The sequence below is a fragment of the Desulfobulbaceae bacterium genome (assembly GCA_013792005.1).
Classification (GTDB): Bacteria; Desulfobacterota; Desulfobulbia; order Desulfobulbales; family VMSU01; genus VMSU01.
Genome location: VMSU01000230.1, coordinates 15,047 through 33,523, shown reverse-complemented (window position 1 = coordinate 33,523; position 18,477 = coordinate 15,047). Strand labels below are relative to the sequence as shown.

The following is an 18,477-nucleotide window of genomic DNA, read 5'->3' as shown; positions in this document are numbered from 1 at the left end:
GTGAACGTTTACAGTTCCGGGGTTACCTCTGTAGTTTCGGTGCCCCTGGTGAACGACTACAATGCCCCTGTGAACGCCACCTTTATAAGGTTCTGATGATAGCTCGATCAATGGAATCAAGCGGGGCGACGACATCTGCCACTCCGGCATCAATAACTGCCTTCGGCATGCCATAGACCACACACGAGGCCTCGTCCTGGGCAATGGTCAGCGCCCCGGAGGCCTTGGCCACCGTCATGCCGATCTGGCCGTCTGAACCCATCCCGGTCATAACCACGCAGGTCAATTTTGACCCGTATTCCCGCGCTGCTGAGCGAAAAAGGTAATCAACCGCAGGTTTGCAATTGTTCTCAGGAGGATCATCGGTGATGCGGATAATTTTGTCCAAGCCCACGCTGCTGGCCACTTTCATCTGTTTCCCGCCTGGGGCGATATAGACCGTATTAGCCACAACCGTTTCACCATTTTCCGCCTCTTTGACCTTGAGTTGACACTTATCATCAAGACATTTTGCCAGGGACGCGGTAAACATCGGCGGCATGTGTTGAACCAGAAAAATTGGAACACCAATATGTGCTGGTAGCTTGGGCAGCAGGATATTCAAGGCATTTGGCCCCCCGGTTGAAATACCGATGGCCACGGCCTGTGATTTTTCTGTCCGATTGGCCGCTCGCGTCGAAACGGCTAATATCTCCTTAGTCTGCAAGGCCGCAAGCGCAGCGCCAGACTTCTTGACCATGCCCTTAGTCCCCATCTTCCTTTTCAAGATAAGGCGCTGCTCAAAGATAGAGATAAATTTCCGCAGATGCGTAGTAAGTTCCCTGATATTATCTGCTGGAGTAGATGCATCAGGCTTGGTAATAAAATCAAAGGCCCCCAGGGTCAGAGCCTGCATGGTAATGGCGCTGCCTTTTTCCGTCTTTGAACTTAACATCAAGCAATCCACATCCAACCCCTGCTCGTTAATGGCGACCATCAGTTGCAATCCGTTCATCACCGGCATCTCAACATCTAAGGTGATCAGGTCAGGCTTTAAAGTTTTAATGCGGGACAGGGCAATGGCCCCGTTATTGGCCGACCCTACGACCTCGACATTGGGGAAGGTCTTTAAGATATCGCAAACAACTGTTCGATAAAAAATCGTATCATCCACGACCAACACTTTAATGGGCATTTAAAAATCCTTATTTTGCTGATGCTCAGCGATTGTCGTACCCGGCATTGCTTACACACCACCTCTGCCAGGCTCTTATAATAAGAAACTCATCTTCTTTCCTGGATCCAACTATTCTCACCTCATCGTCTCACCTCGAACGGCAAACACTTCGACCCAGATTCAAACGTCACCTGAGAATTATTAACAGCCTCCTCATACTGTAAATTGGTTAACCATGCCCTGCAACTGCTCAGAGAGTTTACTCAACTCGTTGGCGTTTTGCTGGACCTGCGAACTGGAGTTACTGATCTCATTGGCAGACTCATTGACATCGGCAATCTCTTGGGCCACCTGGCCCGCTGCCTGACTGGTCTGGGTGACATTGATGTTAATTTCGCTTATGCCTTGTGCAGTTTGGTTGATATTTTCGGAAATATCACCGGTAGCGATATTCTGCTGGCTGATAGCTGTAGAAATTGAGTTGATCAGGCCGTCAACGAGGTTGATTGAAGCCACCACCTGGTTAATATCGGCAACAGTGACGCCGGTTGCCTTCTGGATACCATTCAGCTTCTGGCTGATGTCGCCGGTGGCATCTGCGGTCTGCTGAGCCAATTCTTTGATCTCGTTGGCAACTACCGCAAACCCCTTACCTGCTGCCCCGGCCCGGGCCGCTTCAATGGTGGCGTTTAAGGCCAAGAGGTTAGTCTTATCAGATATAGCCTTGATGGTCTCGGTCACCAGGCCAATGGCCTCAGCCGCCTGACCTAAATCATTAATCTGATTCGCCGCTCTCTGAGTCAGATCAACTGCGGCGCTGGCTGAGTTTTTGGCCTCGTTGGCATTATTTACAACATTGTTGATGTTGACGCTCATCTCTTCAGCCGCAGCCGCCACCGTACTGACATTGGTCGAAGCCTGCTCCATAGAGGCAGCCACCGAATGCATGTTGGAAGTCATCTCTTCGGCTGCCGCTGCCACTGAATTGGCCTTGGCCACCGTGATCGAAGCGCCAGAAGTCATTTGACTCGCGATGGCGGCCATCTCCGTCGACGATGAGGTTAAGGTCCTGACGCCGTCGCTGATACCCTTAATCATGGCGCTGAGCTTGTCTGCCACCTGGTCAATGGCATTGGCCATCTGACCGATTTCGTCAGCACGATTCATCCTCAACCTGCCGGTCAAAATTCCTTGTCCAATATCCTCTAGCATGGCAACCCCCTTGGCCAAGGGTACCGAGATGCTGCGCGACAGCAAGACCCCGAAGACGATAGCGATAAGTGTTCCCAGTCCTATGGCACAAAGGGAGGTAAACTTACTGCGGGCGGAAGTTGTAATCGCCATAGTCTTACTCTTAGCGGCAACTTTGGTGTTGTGCTCAACAACATCATCTAAAGCTTTGTCTAATTGGCTGAATACCAATCGCTCACTGCCGAACCCTATTTCTCTTGCCTCATCAAGTAAGATGATTTCACCCCGGACATGTTTTAATGCGGTATCAAAATGTGCGCGGATGGCAGCGAGAGTCGGTTTTACCTCCTGACTGAAGATGACGTGGGCTTGATCAGTTTTGCCTTGGGACAACAAGTCATTGATCGTGTGGCCATGGCCGTGCAGCTTCTGGTGATCGGGGGTCATCTCGGAAATAATAGCATTGAACTCAGGGCTATCGGAAGTGAAGGCGAATTGCCATTTGCCAAAGCCGCATTTGGTGGGATCAAGCTGGCCGGTAAACGGTATGCCGCTGGCGATTGCAACTTCTAGAGCGTTAACCCAAAGAATATGGTCCAGCAGGCGTTGTACCAATATTGCTTCCATGGTTTCAATATCATCAAGGCGTACAGTCTTTACCTTGACCACTAGCTTGGCGTGTTCCGTGTGCCATTGGCGGGTCAGGTCAGACACCTTTGCCCATAATTCGGCTTCTTCCTTGCTTTTGGGTAGTGGCTCGTAAAGGTCGCGTCCATCGTTAAACAACTGCCAGCGCTTGACGAGATTATTGACTTCATGCTGCCGGTCCTTGTTGGTAATTGAAGACATGAGCATAGTCCTTTCCGCCGACTTAATGGCATTCATGGCCTCCATCATCCAGCCAAGGCCTTGAATGGCAGGCATTCGGACCTCGGCCACCTCAATAAGGTTCTTCTGGGTGGAGTTGATTCCTATCCAGCCAATAATGCCGACAAGAGCTGTAATAAGAGCAACAATAATAAATGATCCGGTCAGTTTAACAAAAATTTTCACGTAGTTGTTCCTTAAGTAGGATATTTTGGTCTTTAGATTATAGCTAGTTAACTAACAAAACTAGCAGTGATTACGAAATGGAGATCCCTTGCCTTCTCTGTCCTCATGTTCCTAACAGACCAAAACACGACAACTTAAACCTCACAAGATTTCGTCGATATCAAGCAAAGCCAGGAGTTCATGCTTTTCAGTCTGGATCACCCCTTTGAAAAACTTCCCCTGAGAGCCTTTGATATTGGACGGCGGTTTGGAGATGGTCTTTCTGGAGACAGTGACGACCTCTTTCACCTTGTCGACTACGACCCCAATATGCTCGTTGCCAGAACGCACAATAATGACCCGGCTCTCACCGGTTTTCTTAAATGGAGGAAAACCGATCTTCATGCCTTGATCGATCACGGTAACAATCTGTCCTCGCAAATTCATAATCCCCAGCACAAAGTCATCGGCGAGCGGCACCGGAGTAAAGGCAAGATCACCATTAATTTCCTGGACCAGATCAATGTCGATACCACAGAGGGTATCATTTAAATAAAATGTTGAAATCTGAACGTTTTCATCTTGGCTTATTGAAGAAGCCTCTTGTTCAAGCATACCCTTCTCCCATGTGTTGATTGCCGCCCTTCGGCTCCGCTCAGGGACCACCCTTACAAATCGGCTCCGCTCAGCACCGCCTTTGCAAATCAGGTTCCACTCAAGGACCGCCCTTATATTAATCGACTCTGTTCAGGGAGCAATGCACAAGCACCGCTCTCGTTCTCCAAGCAGAGCCCAAAGGAACCAGGGAGGGCGTCCCTTTAAAAGTGTAAGCTGAGAGTTACCAGAACACCCACCTTACACTTTAAACTGATTAACCATGCCCTGCAGTTGCTCGGAGAGCTTGCTCAACTCGCTCGCGCTCTGCTGGACCTGAGAGCTGGAGTTGCTGATCTCATTGGCCGATTCATTGACATCGGCAATCTCTTTTGATACCTGGCCAGCCGCTTGGCTGGTCTGGGTGACATTGGTGTTAATCTCACTCAAACCCTGCGCCGTCTGGTTGATGTTTTCAGAAATATCGCGGGTAGCGACATTCTGCTGACTGATAGCAGCGGTAATGGAGTTAATCAGACTGTCAACTTGATTGATGGCATTCACCACCTCGTTGATCTCGGTCACCGTGGTGCCGGTGGCTTTCTGGATACCGTTCAACTTCTGGCTGATATCGCCGGTGGCGTCAGCTGTCTGCTGAGCCAGCTCTTTGATCTCATTGGCCACGACCGCAAATCCTTTGCCTGCCTCGCCGGCCCGGGCTGCTTCGATGGTGGCGTTCAAGGCCAGGAGATTAGTCTTGTCGGAGATGGCCTTGATGGTCTCAGTGACCAAGCCAATGGCCTCTGCTGCCTGGCCTAAGTTGTTGATCTGATCCGCCGCCCGTTTAGTCAAGGTGACGGCGCTGTTGGCCGAACTCTTGGCCTCAGTGACATTGTTAGAGACATTGTTGATGTTGGCGCTCATCTCTTCGGCTGCCGAGGCCACGGTGTTGACGTTAGTCGAGGCCTGCTCCATGGAGGCTGCCACCGAGTGCATATTGGAGGTCATCTCTTCAGCTGCCGCTGCCACGGCGTTGGACTTAGCCACCGTGGTGTTGGAACCGTTGGTCATCTGGGTGGAGATGGCTGCCATCTCGGTGGCAGAAGAAGAGAGGGTCTTTACTCCATCGCCGATATTACCAATAAGACCTTTAAGTTTCCCTACCATAGCATTCATGGCAGCGGCCAGTTCGCCGACTTCGTCTTGCCGGTTCAGGGCCAAAGTCTGTGAGAGGTCACCGTTCGCCACACTGGTGGTAAAATCAACCCCCTTACGCAAAGGAATGGCAATGGAACGGGAAATGAAAAATCCAAGAAAAATCGCGACAAGTGCACCGGCAACTGCCAGGGAGAGCATCAGCGTCACCGCCTTGTTGGCTACAACTGTATTATTGGCTGCGGTATCCTTGGCGGCTTGAATATTTAGGTCGGTAATCTTGTCAATGAGTTCCTGCACGGCATTAGACGCCTTCATCGCATCCCCTGCCATCAGAGCTTGGGCGCCATCCTTATTCCCGGCCAGGATCATCTCGATCACTTTATCCCTGATCGGCACATAGACCGCCCGCTTGTCCACCAGTTCCTGAAAAATCCTGCGATCATCGTCGTTAATAAAGGTCTTCTCATACTCCTGCTCTGCCTTTCCTAAAGCTTTGGTCAACTCATCGATACGTTGACTAAACTCTTGTCTTTCCGCCTGGTCCTCGGTCAGCAACATATCCCGAAGATTAACCCGAATCCGATGAAAATTGGTCGAAATCGTCACCAACAGTGCTATCGGGACAGTCGTCTTCTCATACAAGAATGTGTCTTGATCATCAATATGGCGAATATTGACGACACCGACCCACCCGATACCACCAGCGATAAGGGCCATCAAAATAAAACTGGAAATAAGTTTCTTGCCTATTTTCATATCATCGAACCATTGCATAACCATTCTCCCATTTTGTTTGAATCGCAAACTGTTAATTGCTGCCGAAGACATGGAGGCCCCGGCAAACCGTTTCTATTTTCAAGAGAACTTCTTCTCTATGGTTTATATAAGATTCGGTAGACAAGCAAAGCACATCCTCCCTTCATTCACCGTGGCATCCGGGCCGCGACACTCTGAATCAGATTATCACGGTCCAACTTCACCTGATACTCGTCGATGCCGACCTTTTTGCCCTTGGCCACATCCTCCTCCCCAGCCAGCGAAGTCAGAGCGATTACCTCAAGATGGCTGAAGCGTGGATCGTTTTTGATCTTAAAAGTCAGTTCAAAACCGTTCATGTTGGGCATCTCAATATCGGTGATAACCAAGCCGATTTCAGTCGCACGCTTTTCCAGAATCGCCCAGGCCTCGACCCCATCTTCCGCCTCAATGACCCGGTACCCCGCATCTTCAATAAAATGTTTTACCTGAGAACGGAAAAACTGAGAGTCCTCAACCAGAAGAATTGACGAAGCAGCCGCTCCCCCTGCCGAGTTGGTGATAGTCGTGTCATGCTGCTGCCAGTCAGGCTTCAAGGCATAAATCACCTCAAAGATATTAACGAGCAGCGTGGTCTTGCCCTGAATGATAGCAGAACCGCTGATGCCGGTCTGGCGCAGAGTTGATTCATCAACCACCAGGTCTACTTCTATGACATCAAGCGGCGGTACCGCCAACAATCCTACCTCATGGCCGCCAATCACAAACAAAAGCACCGCCAGCTTGTCGGACTCTTCCAGCATCTCAACGCTCGCCACCTCTTCCAAGGCAAACACCGGCAGGCTGCCGCCCCGGTACTGAATAACCTTTTTGCCGCCCTTGATCTCGATATCGGAGGTCTTGATCTGCTCCACACGCAAGACTAAGCGTAAGGGGACTGCGCAATGCTCTTCAGCGCCATTCCTGAAGAGCAGGAGCGACTGTCTGGTCGATTCCTCGCTTGCGCCCTTAAGTTCTTGATGGGCCTTTTTCTCGGCATCGGAGAGCGAGCGCAAATCGGCATGACGGGCAAGGCCTGCCACATCCAGAATCAAGGAGACCCGGCCATCACCCATGATAGTGGCGCCGGCATAGACGTCGCAGTTTTTCAAGTGTCGCCCTAAGGGCTTGACTACAATTTCAATAGTGTCGTGGACCTCGTTCACCACCATGCCATACTTGAAGGCGCCAGTCTGCAAAACGACGATACAGATATCGCTTGACCGGCTGCCCCGCCGCTCAGGCATCTCAAGACCTACTGAATGTTCCTCCTTAGCTACCGGCGAAGGGGAGACACTCTCCCCCTCCTGATTGATGAGGCGATCGTCAATCAAGCGCTGCCGCCGGTCTTCACGAATGACACCCAACTTTGCATCAAAGTAGGTTTGTTGCAAGCCAAGCACATTGTTTAACTGAAGTAACGGAATCAACTCACCGCGCAGGGTAAGGACATCCGCTCCGCCTACCTTATCGATCTTTTCACGGATCTGATTGGCCGGGATGCGCAAGAGTTCGCCGACATTGACCTGGGGCAAAGCAAACCTCTGGCCGCAGCTCGACACCAAGAGGCTGGGAATAATGGCAAGCGTCAGGGGCAGCTTGATGCGGACCACGGTGCCTTTGCCGACTTGGGATTGAATTTCAACCTGACCACCCAGTTTGTCCAGATTGGTCTTGACCACATCCATACCCACCCCGCGGCCAGAGACGTCGGTAACCTTCTCGGCGGTGGAAAACCCGGGCAGCATGATCAGGTTCATCTTTTCTGCATCGGTCATGGCATCAAGCTGCTGCTCGTTAATGATGCCTTTTTCAAGGGCCTTGGCGGCCAGCTTGTCAGTATCAAGACCCTTGCCATCGTCTTCAATCTCAATAATAACCTGGCCCGACTCATGAAACGCACGCAAGACAATACGACCGCTGATAGACTTACCATGGTCCTTGCGGTGATCCGGCATCTCAATGCCGTGATCGGCAGAGTTACGCACCAGATGGGTCAGAGGATCACCCAATCCTTCAATAATGGTCTTATCCATCTCCACTTCGTTGCCTTCCAGGGAAAGTTCCATCTCCTTGCCCAGGCTCCTGGCCAAATCACGTACCAACCGTGGAAATTTATTAAAAATATTGCCCACCGGCTGCATCCTGGTCAGCATGATGGTTTCCTGCAGCTCCGAGGTGACCAGGCTGATCCTCTGACCTGCCACCTTAACACTTTGCCGATCTCCCTGGGAGAGGGCCTGCAGGAGTTGATTCCTGGCCAGCACCAACTCGCCTGCCCGGTTCATCAACTGGTCGAGCACCCCGACGCTGACCCGAAGCGAATCGGCCCCGCTTTCCGCAGATTTGACCTTAGTACTGAGCGGCTTCTTACCGAACTGACTATCACTCTCCTGGACAACAGCTCTTTTTTCCGGCCTAATCTCTTCCTGCAGTTGATGATCTACCTCTTTCTGTTCAGGCGGCTCACCCATCGAGACCTCCATGGAGTCAACGGCATCATGTAACTCCGGTTCTCCCTGCCCATTTGACTCCGCCCTTTCAACTATGGAAATCAAGCGGATATCTTCTTTATCCAAATCAAGCACTGTGCCGATCAGATCTTCTTCAATAGCAGAGGCATAGAGGACATACATCGGAATAGCGGAAGAGATTTCAGCCGAATCCAGATCACCAACCGAGGCAATGCCAATCTTTAAATCCAAAACCAACCCCAGACTATCCAGCTGCATCATCAGAGCGAAGGGTGTCTGATTCTTACGCTGCACGTCCCGGATCAAATCAAACTTGAGGATATAGACATTTTTTCCACCACGACGAGCCTGATTCAGATCAAAATCAGTCAGAGTAAATGTGGTCAAAAGATCATCTGCCAGAATCTCCTCGGTCTGAGTCGCCAATCTTTTCTCTTCAGCATTGAGATTGGCCGTGGCCAGAGCCTGCAAGGCCTCGACATGTGACGAGATATCCTTGTCACCACTATGAACCGCATCATTCAACAATTCACCCAGAAAATCAAAGGCCACCAAAATGATATTGACCACATCAGGGATTGGAACCATCTGGTAATTACGGATCATATCCAGCACGTTCTCAATCTTATGAGCAAGCTCCTTGATGGTATTAAGACCAAGGAAACCTGCCCCGCCCTTGATGGAGTGGGCGGCCCGAAACACCTTGTTGACCAAGGCCTCATCTATATTTTCGCCTTGCTGCTCAATCGCCAGCAAGTCGCTTTCAATGGTGTCTAGATGCTCTTTCGATTCCTCGATATACATCTGCAAGGTTTCATCTTCGACTATTGCAGTCATACCGCGCGTACCTCCTTGATTACATTTTTCATAAGAAAACGGCTCAGGAGATGTTGAAGTACTGATTCAACCGCATATTCTTGAGCAATGTAGCAATATCAGCGGAGACATGGATCAACTCCATCGGCGTCCCATTCTTCTTCAAAGAGTTGTAGGTGGCAATCAACAAGCCGATTCCCATAGAATCAAGCATCCTGACTTCGGACATATCAATTATCAACGAGGAAAGACCACCTTCCACAACCCCTTTCAGTTCCTTTTTCAGTTTGTCTACCCCAGAGGCGACAATATCACTGCCGGGTTTGATAGTGACAGAACCACCGTCTTGTACAATTTCACTCATGGCATAATCCTCTTTTTCGTCTTCGTCTATGATATGAAAGGCGATGGCGCACACTGAACCATCGGCCATTTACCCTACGACAGTTCGTCTAGTAGCGAGCGGGCTGACCAGCCCCCTTTACCGACAACACAATTTTATTCCCAGAGGGATTAAACTCAACTGTATCAAAATATTGATGCAATATGGCAAAACCACGCCCACCCTCGTCAGAAATATTTGCCGCCCGGTGCAATGCTTGCTGCCAGTGAAAACCCGGTCCTTGGTCTGTAACCTGTATCACTATCAACGCTTCTCGCCGGGCAAGCTCAAAGGTCACCCTCTTGTTGGGGTCACCCTGCGAGCCATGACGAACGGCATTGGTCAAAGCCTCCCGACACCCTAACACAATTCCAAAGGCAGATTCACAGAGCTCATGAGCATTGAGATATTTCTGTACTTTCTCTGCAACCGAGTCGATTGCCTTAAAAGTCGCGGGCAAAATGACCGTAAAGCCTGTTTTTGTCACTTGAGTCCGAAACACGCTGATATCAATCCCAAGCAGGAGGACATCATCCTCTGCCTTCCGGCCATCAGCAAACATGGTCCTGACAACATCATTCACCGCCTCCTGGCAAGGACAGTCCGTAGTGGCGCTACCGGCAGCCTCAAGCAACTGATACCCTTCCTCCCGGCTCATCGCCCTTCCGGAGAAGGTTTCGATCAAACCATCGGTATATAACATCAATCGATCCCCCTCCCGGACACTAATGACCTGCGTTTCAAAAACCGCATCTTGAAAGACACCAATGACATCACTATTAGCCGGCAACCAAACAGGATCGCCGGCCACCGGCAGATAGAGGATTGGAGGATGGGCGGCATTGACCAGACTGAAGGTCATGTTTTTCTTGTCAAGAATGCCATAGACCGCGGTAAGATGCTGTCCGTCAGTAAAGAGCGTAAGGAGAATCTTATTAATGATCCGAATCGTTTCGGAAGTAGAATAGAGCTGGGATGAATTTTGCCTGATCAGAGCTTTTAATGCTGAAGTGGCAAATGAGGTGCCAAGGTCATGGCCACTGATGTCGGAAACAAAATAACCGAACAGATCATCACTGATTTGCATGACATCATAAAAATCTCCCCCAGCTTCATTCACCGGCAGATAGTAAACCCCAAATTGGGCATCGGAAACAGCATCAGGAGAGACTAAAATGGCCTGCTGGGCATCAAAGATCTGCCGCAGGCGTTTGGACTGCTCTTCAATCACCATTTTATAAGCAGACTGCAACCGAAGATAGTTTTTGACCCGGGCCTGGACCTCAGCCATGTTGAATGGCTTGCAGATATAGTCCCAGCCGCCAATAGAGAGTCCTTTAACGACACTCGCCTGATCGTCAAGAGCTGAAATAAAGATTATCGGGATGTCAATTGTCGCGGCATTGGCCTTCAGCTTATTGCAGGTTTCAAACCCGTCTTCGCCAGGCATCATGATATCAAGTAAAATAAGATCCGGCTGCTCGGCTTCGGCAATCCGGCGGCCGTCTGGCCCATTCATGGCCGAAAGAACGGACAACCCTATCTCTTCCAATATCCCTTTCAACAGCAGGACGTTTAAACTGACATCATCAATGATCAATATCGTATAATTATTGCGCATTTTTTATTCCAGAATCTCAATTCACTTGAGAACTTCAATAATGCCCAGGAGAGAAATTACCCCCTTGAGACTAGAGACAAATCGATAGCTCTACGGCGAAACATGATGAATAGTCGCTATTGCCGCCTGCAAGCTTTTGGCATCAAACGGCTTGGCTGCAATACAATTAACGCCCGCCGCAATCGCCTCTCCATGCTCCTGCCGATCATTCTGGGTGGTGACCATGATGATCGGCAACTGCTCTTTGTTAAATATTTTTCGTAACGCTCGGGTCAGATCGATCCCGGTCATCTCCGGCATATTAAGATCCGTGCAGACAAATCCGACCTGATTTATCTTGAGCCAGTCAAGGGCTACCTCTGGATTGGTAAACAACTCCGACTCATAGCCCAACTCATTCAAGACACTGCGGTAGACACTGAGGATCATCCGCGAATCATCGACAGCACAAACCTTGATGCTCTCTTTGACACCTTGTTGCTTTTGAGAGTCGATGACAACTTGAGCCAAATCGGCATAGCCAGCCTCCAACAGGACCTGGAAAAAAAACGCCCTGATATCCTGATGAGCTTGGGAGGTAAGGTAGTCGATAACCAGATCGACACCAATCTCGTGACGAATGAGGTTAAGGACGATGTTCTTCGACTGACTATCCAAGACGGCCCTCACGACCTGAACTGCCTCCTGGTCCTGATTTCGTACCATATTCCTGATACCAGCGGAGAGAACATCGTCAAGAGTTCTTTCGATAGCCTTGGCTGCGGCTAACCGGATATTGCTTTCCGAGTCAAGAAGTCCGCTGGCCCAGATGTAATCGCCTTTGCGCACCGGCAGATTGGCCAAGGCCTCAAAGGCGGCAAATCTGACATTGGCGTTATGAGGTTGAGTGGTGATCAGCTTACGGATAGGCATGACTGCACTATCATCACCAATTTCCAACAACGCGTTTAAGGAGTGAATCTGCAAATCCGAGTCGGGCGAGGCAAGATTGGCAATCAAAATCGGCACAGCCTTGTTGCCAATGGCGATCAATTTACTCTTACTGTAATTCCGCAAAACAGCGGAGCGTGACTGAAGAGTCTTGTTGAGAATCTCAAGGGCCACGTCATCCTGAATAGCGGCAAAAATATCCAAAATGATCATGTCGATGGCCTCGTCTGTGCCAAGACATTCCACCAGGCGTTGCATGGCGGTTGGTGAAGCTATCTGGCCTAAGGCCTGAATCGCAGGCAAAATCAAAGAATCACTACCTGACAAGATGATTCCGGTGATGGCATTTACCGCGTCAGGACTGCCGATGACGCCGAGAGCTACAATAGCCGCCTTGAGAATAACTGGGTCGGAGTGGCTCGCCAACAGTTGAATGAGTTCCGGCACTGCCTCGCGTAAGCGAATTTTACCGACAAGCTCAATACAGTAGCACATCTCCACACCACGGCAGGAGGTCAAAAGACTCAAGAGGTCTTGGGGCTCATCCAGAACCTTGGCCAGAATGCTTTCCGCGATATCCGAATACTTCTCACGGGCCTGCTGATTTGTCGAGATGAGATACACCAGCATAGCCAAACACATCTGATCGTCACGTCTGTTCAATTCAAAAAGAATCCGACGTTGCGCCCCCTCCTCAAGATGCGAAAAATGTCCCAGAACAATTCGAGCCTTGATCAGGTCGCGACTGTCCAAATTGGCAAGAACTTCTTCCAAGGCATACCGACTATTGACCGCAGTCGTCCGCGTCATTTTTTTCGATTACAGGAAATCATGATCACCCCGCCGCGCGGGCAAATTTCAAGTCAACCAGTTTTTCCAGATCGATGATCTTGCCGACCCCCATACTGTCGAACATATACCGCTGAATCTTATCGAGATCCTCAAGCACCGGATACAGATCGCGCATCGTGATCCCCTGAGGATCTTCCAAAACTTTTTGGATTACCGCTTGCTGCAGACCAAGCGTCTTGTGCGGATCAAGAAACGGCACCGCGATTTCTGCCGCTATAGCCTTATTTTGCTCGGCATATTTCCCTGCCTGCATGAGCAAGGCGGTAAATTCATGGACCGCATCAGGATATTGTTGAATAAACTCATTGCGCATGGCCACTACACAGCAGGGATGCTCGGGCCAGAGCGACGAGGAGATAAATTGCAGATCAGCGATGCCGGCCTTGATCGCGCTTGAGCCAATCGGCTCGGCAACAATAAATCCCCCCACTTCATCATTTTCCTTCATGATCGCAGGCATCTGAATGGGAGGCGCCACCTCGAAGCGAACATTGATTGCCTTGCCGGCGCCCGGCACCCCAGGCTTAAGACCCAAGCCGCTTAAGTATTGATGGGCCAGCAGATGATGGATCGACATCTTGTGCGGGATATTAACAGCCTTATACTTATAAAATTCGGCCTCAGAGGCATAATCCAAGAATGGGGTATTGCGCGAACGGACAAAGATACTACCGTTTTTATGAGCCAGCAGGATCAGGCGAATATCCACCCCAAACCCAAAGAGATCCATGGCGATTGGCGCCAGCACAAAGGCGCCATCAACCTGTCCATTCTCCAGCGTATCCTGGACCGGGTTCCAACCCGCCATACAGAGAGACTCAAGCTCAAAATACTTTGGCGTGACCTCTCCGGTATTAATTTGATGATTTAAAACACCAAGCGCCAAGTGATCGGTAATCTGGATATGACCAATCTTCATTTTGACCTTGCCAGCCACCACCCGAGGTTGAGATTGAATTGTGGCCGTTTCGGTCGTGATCCCGAAGATCTCGTCAATCTTCAGTTTTATCTGCCCTTCATCAAAAGGCTTGGCGATATGGGAATTAGCGCCCGCCTCCATAGCAATCGAGATATTCGTCTTGTCAGCCTGGGCAGTTGCCATGATGAAAAGCACATCTTTATTCTGCTCATCCTGTCGGACATGCTTAAGTAACGCCAGCCCATCCATATTAGGGATGTTCCAGTCAGAGCGGATCAGACCAACCCGATGCTCTTTTAACTTTTCAATGGCATCCAATCCATCTACCGCTACAACAATGTTTTTGAAGCCAATTTTTTGCAAAATATCTGCAATAATTTTGCGCATGAAACCAGTATCATCCACTACTAGAATAGTCATATCCCAGTCTAATTTCATAAAATCTCCTTGCAAGAATGCTTAATATGGAAATCCATTTTCTCCCTTTTATTTCCAAAAAATTATTACACCTATTACCATCAACCGTTAAAATTTAGCGTTATCCAATGAGGGGAAATCCCAGTTACCTTTAATTTAACTAAAGGCTTATTATAGCAGCGCAAGAAAAATTACGTTCAATTTTTTTAAAAAAAATCACGCCCCAACCTCGTAAGAGATCTTTGCTAATGACGACAATGAGACAAGTCCAGCAGGGAGGGACAATCCACACCATAACCTGAAACCAAATCAAGACGACCGCCTACATTGTAACACAAATAGCATCGACTTTTAAAATTCCTGATCCACACGCTCCACTCCTATTGTTGACAATCTCGCAAAAAGTCCGGGGATGGCTAAGCAAAAGGTGCGACATACAAGACGCGGGGTGTCTTTTGTGAGTGAGGCTATACATATGGTATGCCGAACGAGCAAAACCGCCACGCAATTCAGTTCAATCCCCGCTGGTGTTGGACGGGGACGCAGTAGATCGGACTTTTTGCGACACCATCCTTGTTGACAAGGTCATGCGCCTTGACAATAAGGACCTCTTTAGTCTAACGTCGAAACTCGGCAACAAACACCATCTGCAAAACCAGAAAAATACTACGCCGAGCCGAAGTGGCAGATAAAAGTGAACCATGTGCCATCGGTCCAACGCTATTGACCGGCGCATCCCCTCGATCACGAAAGAAAGACATCATGCACTATCTCCATGTAGTTTTCTTCTGGCTCATCCTCGTCTCCGCCATTCCAGTAAATGCTCACAGCGAAAATAGCCCTAATCCAAAAACTCCGCGCCAGGCAAACGACTATCATTGGGTGCCAGGCGTAATTGATATCCGCAGCGCCATCAGCGATGGCAGCCATACACCTGACGCGCTGGCTGACCTCGGCCACCAACGCGGGCTTGGCATTCTCCTTCTCTCCGACCATGAACGCGTAGCAGTCGAGTACGGCATCTTTCCCCTGCGAAAATTCTTCAAGTATACCAAACAACTCCCCTCGGTGGAAACCTTCGGCTGGGATCAATACCTTGATATCATTGACACAGCCAATCACCGACACGACGATGTCCTGTTGATTCCCGGGGTGGAGTCCTCGCCATTTTATTACTGGTCAGGACTCCCCTTCTCCAAGACAGGTCTGACCCTCAATAATTGGGAAAGGCATCTCCTGGTCTTTGGTTTACAAAGTGTCCAAGACTTTGCAGACTTGCCTACCATAGGCAAAACACCAGGTCTAACCTGGCGAAACCAGCCCCCGGCACTGATCCTCTTTGCGGGGGCCATTCTGATCGGACTCATCCTGCTGCGCTTGAAAGGCCTACGAAGCAAGACCGGAATCATGATCACCACCCTTGGATTAATAGGTTGCATTGATGCCATTCACCTTGGGAAATCTCAGTACGATCAGTACCATGGCGACCAGAAAATAGCGCCCTATCAGGAATTCATCGATCATGTCACGTCTCGCGGCGGCCTGACGTTCTGGAATCATCCCGGCACCAACAGCGGCAAACGACTGCTTCCCCCCATCCAACTAAACACTCCACCCTATTCAGAGGTTGTAACCGAGAGTGACAACTACACCGGGATCGCCGTGTTATCCGGTGAAGCCTTTATTGACGCCGAACCAGGAGGTCGGTGGGACCAGACACTTGAAGAGTACTGCGTTGGCCGGCGACAACGCCCTGTGTGGGGGATTGCCACTGCCGACTTCCATCAGGATGGCAGACACGGAGAACACTTGGGAGATTACACCACGGTCTTTGCTATCCGTTCTCTTAACCAACAGGAAGTACTCGAAGCATTGGAACGCGGCAGGATGTATGCGGTAAAAGGTTCACAGCCAAACCAGGACAGACTTCTAAAATTTGCCCTAACCGACACCAGTAAGGTCATCCGGGCCATCAGCGGCGAAGAGATCGAGTTATCAGGCGAAAGGGCATTGATTGAGATCAGCATCAACGCCTCCTCCGGCAGCGCTCATCCATTAACTCTGAAACTCATTGAGAACGGACAAATTATTGTAACCATAACCGAAGAAACACCCGTACTTCGCCACCTCGAAATCCAACCACCATCGGGACGGAAAAATTATTACCGCCTGGACATCTCCAGTGACAACTGTAGAATCCTCTCCAATCCTATCTTCACCCGTCCGGCCTCCACAAACCCCACTGCCCACAACCGATAACGGATATTGCAATAGTTTTGTATTATGGTATATTTCACCAGACTACTCTGGTATTTTGCGCAAAAAGTGCAACAATATTTAGCTGGTAGCCGCCGTTATCTTGATTAAAATCCCTACTAATTGCGGAGCCAAGAAAAAATGAAAAACCAATGGAAACTCATCCCAGTCGTCAGGGCAGCTACGACTGGACTACTGGCTGCCATGCTGGCAGCGGGAAGCGCCTATGCAACATCAGTCCTTGATGCCCCTCACAATGAATCGCATGATGTTCACTGCAGTTCATGCCACTCCTACTCTTTATGGTGGCAATTTTCTCCTACCACTCCAGGCACTGCGGAATACGACGGACGCACCGATGATGTCTGCAACAAATGTCACGGAGCCAGCGGTTCGGAATTCCGCAAACTCCCCCACTCAGCCTTCTCCATGGGGGACTCCCACAATACTGTTTTAGGGGACGGGAGCACCAAGTGCATTGACTGCCACGACCCCCACCTCCAAGCCCAGTTCAACTGGCTCTCTGCCACCGCTACCTTTGGTGACGGCTCCTTAGCTGGCGGTCTCTACCTGGCAGAAGGAACTATCGGCGCCATTACCGACAACAATGACGGCACCACTGCCATCACCTTCACCAACGCTGCGGCAAAAGCTCCATGGCAGGACACCGAGCGTTGGAGTCAGAAATCAGGCAATACTGGCCGTGGTCTGCTCATCTCCCTCGGATACACGACCGGCGAAAAGACTTATGAGATCATCAGCGCCTCGACCACAACAGCGATTACCAACGGGGCAGCCGGCCTTGGCGAGGGAACCATCACGGTCCAAAGCGGCAGCGACCCGATTGATTCCGGCAAATACACCGGCAGCAATTTCGGCATCATCTATGGCCAGCTCGTCAAATCCAGCATCGCAACCCCAAACAGTGGCGCCAAGAGTGTGAAGTTCTTCGACTCTCAGGACGGCCTTGTCGATAGCGCCAGCGGTGCCACCACAGAAGCCATCTGCCAGGTGTGCCACACCCAAACTCATTACTGGAAAAACGATGGCACTCTGACTTCACACAACGATGGCTCCAATTGCACATCCTGCCACACCATCGCCCAAGGATTCAAACCGAACTACCCTGACCACGACGAATTCATCGCCAAACTGACCTCCTGCGTTAATTGCCACACCCAAACGAAAGTTGTTGAAGGCATTCATCAATTTGACTGTAATGCCTGCCACGCAGCCAGTGGCCCGCCAGATCTGAAGACAGTCGGCAGCAGCGCCCCGTTCCGCAAAGATCCGCTGGTCTGGCCAACCCTCACCCCACCAACAGCAAACGGCAACTGCGGAGAATGCCATGGCGCAGACTATTTCGACTTTCATCAGAACAAAAACAATCATACCGGCCAGGTTGACAAAACCGTGCTCAACTGCACCAACGCCTGCCATTTCCACAACAAAACCGACACCGTCGTCGACATCCACAAAAACCAATGTACCCACTGCCACAACATGACCCCCAATGCCGATGGCTCTTTCGGGACGAAGATCAGCCTGGCCGCTCAGTACGGGCCTGGTGACTGCATTAACTGCCATCAGATCATCGCTGACGACGTAACCTTGCACCTCAAAGCGAATGACCACGTCGGCCAAGTCGACCGCGCACCGAACTGCCTCAGTTCGACCGGCTGTCACCCTGGCAACACCGTTTTCCAGGTTCATCCACGGATGTGCATCACCTGCCATGAGCCCACCTATTTCGGGCTTAAACTGGACTTTCAATTGTACGGGATCACCAAGGCCGTAGCCATCACGGCTGGCACCTGCATTAACTGCCACAGCCAGAGAGTAAACGACGGCCATCACTCGCCGGGTTCGCCATAACCACTCTTG

General features: G+C 50.3%; 11 protein-coding genes. 2 read left to right on the top strand and 9 right to left on the bottom strand.

Features of this window, described 5'->3' with window-relative positions:
- Positions 1-82 precede the first annotated feature (82 nt).
- From FP815_15040 to FP815_15000, 9 genes are all read right to left on the bottom strand, one after another.
- Positions 83-1,174, bottom strand: coding sequence for a chemotaxis response regulator protein-glutamate methylesterase (locus FP815_15040; protein MBA3016245.1), 1,092 nt, complete (start codon positions 1,172-1,174; stop codon positions 83-85).
- A gap of 195 nt (positions 1,175-1,369) precedes the next feature.
- Positions 1,370-3,400: a methyl-accepting chemotaxis protein gene (locus FP815_15035; GenBank protein MBA3016244.1), complete on the bottom strand. Its 2,031-nt coding sequence runs from the start codon at positions 3,398-3,400 to the stop codon at positions 1,370-1,372.
- Positions 3,401-3,541: 141 nt separating this feature from the next.
- Complete coding sequence (locus tag FP815_15030) at positions 3,542-3,994, bottom strand: chemotaxis protein CheW (protein MBA3016243.1); 453 nt, start codon at positions 3,992-3,994, stop codon at positions 3,542-3,544.
- Between the two features lie 240 nt (positions 3,995-4,234).
- The gene (locus FP815_15025) at positions 4,235-5,959 is read right to left on the bottom strand and encodes a methyl-accepting chemotaxis protein (protein MBA3016242.1); all 1,725 of its coding nucleotides are present in this window, start codon (positions 5,957-5,959) and stop codon (positions 4,235-4,237) included.
- Positions 5,960-6,054: 95 nt separating this feature from the next.
- The gene (locus FP815_15020) at positions 6,055-9,237 is read right to left on the bottom strand and encodes a response regulator (protein MBA3016241.1); all 3,183 of its coding nucleotides are present in this window, start codon (positions 9,235-9,237) and stop codon (positions 6,055-6,057) included.
- A 43-nt stretch (positions 9,238-9,280) separates the two neighbouring features.
- A complete protein-coding gene (locus FP815_15015; GenBank protein MBA3016240.1) occupies positions 9,281-9,649 on the bottom strand; it encodes an STAS domain-containing protein in 369 nt (122 codons plus the stop codon).
- Between the two features lie 19 nt (positions 9,650-9,668).
- Positions 9,669-11,219, bottom strand: coding sequence for a SpoIIE family protein phosphatase (locus tag FP815_15010; GenBank protein MBA3016239.1), 1,551 nt, complete (start codon positions 11,217-11,219; stop codon positions 9,669-9,671).
- Between the two features lie 90 nt (positions 11,220-11,309).
- Positions 11,310-12,959, bottom strand: coding sequence for a response regulator (locus FP815_15005; GenBank protein ID MBA3016238.1), 1,650 nt, complete (start codon positions 12,957-12,959; stop codon positions 11,310-11,312).
- Between the two features lie 25 nt (positions 12,960-12,984).
- Positions 12,985-14,358, bottom strand: a complete 1,374-nt coding sequence (locus FP815_15000; GenBank protein ID MBA3016237.1) for a response regulator — start codon at positions 14,356-14,358, stop codon at positions 12,985-12,987.
- 660 nt (positions 14,359-15,018) lie between these two features.
- Between FP815_15000 and FP815_14995 the strand changes: the two genes are divergently transcribed.
- Together FP815_14995 and FP815_14990 are read left to right on the top strand one after the other, a co-directional pair.
- Positions 15,019-16,596: a hypothetical protein gene (locus FP815_14995; GenBank protein MBA3016236.1), complete on the top strand. Its 1,578-nt coding sequence runs from the start codon at positions 15,019-15,021 to the stop codon at positions 16,594-16,596.
- 138 nt (positions 16,597-16,734) lie between these two features.
- Positions 16,735-18,468 carry a hypothetical protein gene (locus FP815_14990; GenBank protein MBA3016235.1) on the top strand — a complete coding sequence of 578 codons (1,734 nt, stop codon included), beginning with the start codon at positions 16,735-16,737 and terminating at the stop codon, positions 18,466-18,468.
- The last annotated feature ends 9 nt before the right edge of the window (positions 18,469-18,477 follow it).

Bases quoted from the DNA above. Each gene is read 5' to 3' on its own strand.
- FP815_15040 (MBA3016245.1), bottom strand. From the start codon at position 1,174: ATGCCCATTAAAGTGTTGGTCGTGGATGATACGATTTTTTATCGAACA.
- FP815_15030 (MBA3016243.1), bottom strand. From the start codon at position 3,994: ATGCTTGAACAAGAGGCTTCTTCAATAAGCCAAGATGAAAACGTTCAG.
- FP815_15025 (MBA3016242.1), bottom strand. From the start codon at position 5,959: ATGTCTTCGGCAGCAATTAACAGTTTGCGATTCAAACAAAATGGGAGA.
- FP815_15020 (MBA3016241.1), bottom strand. From the start codon at position 9,237: ATGACTGCAATAGTCGAAGATGAAACCTTGCAGATGTATATCGAGGAA.
- FP815_15015 (MBA3016240.1), bottom strand. From the start codon at position 9,649: ATGGCCGATGGTTCAGTGTGCGCCATCGCCTTTCATATCATAGACGAA.
- FP815_15010 (MBA3016239.1), bottom strand. From the start codon at position 11,219: ATGCGCAATAATTATACGATATTGATCATTGATGATGTCAGTTTAAAC.
- FP815_15005 (MBA3016238.1), bottom strand. From the start codon at position 12,959: ATGACGCGGACGACTGCGGTCAATAGTCGGTATGCCTTGGAAGAAGTT.
- FP815_15000 (MBA3016237.1), bottom strand. From the start codon at position 14,358: ATGAAATTAGACTGGGATATGACTATTCTAGTAGTGGATGATACTGGT.
- FP815_14990 (MBA3016235.1), top strand. From the start codon at position 16,735: ATGAAAAACCAATGGAAACTCATCCCAGTCGTCAGGGCAGCTACGACT.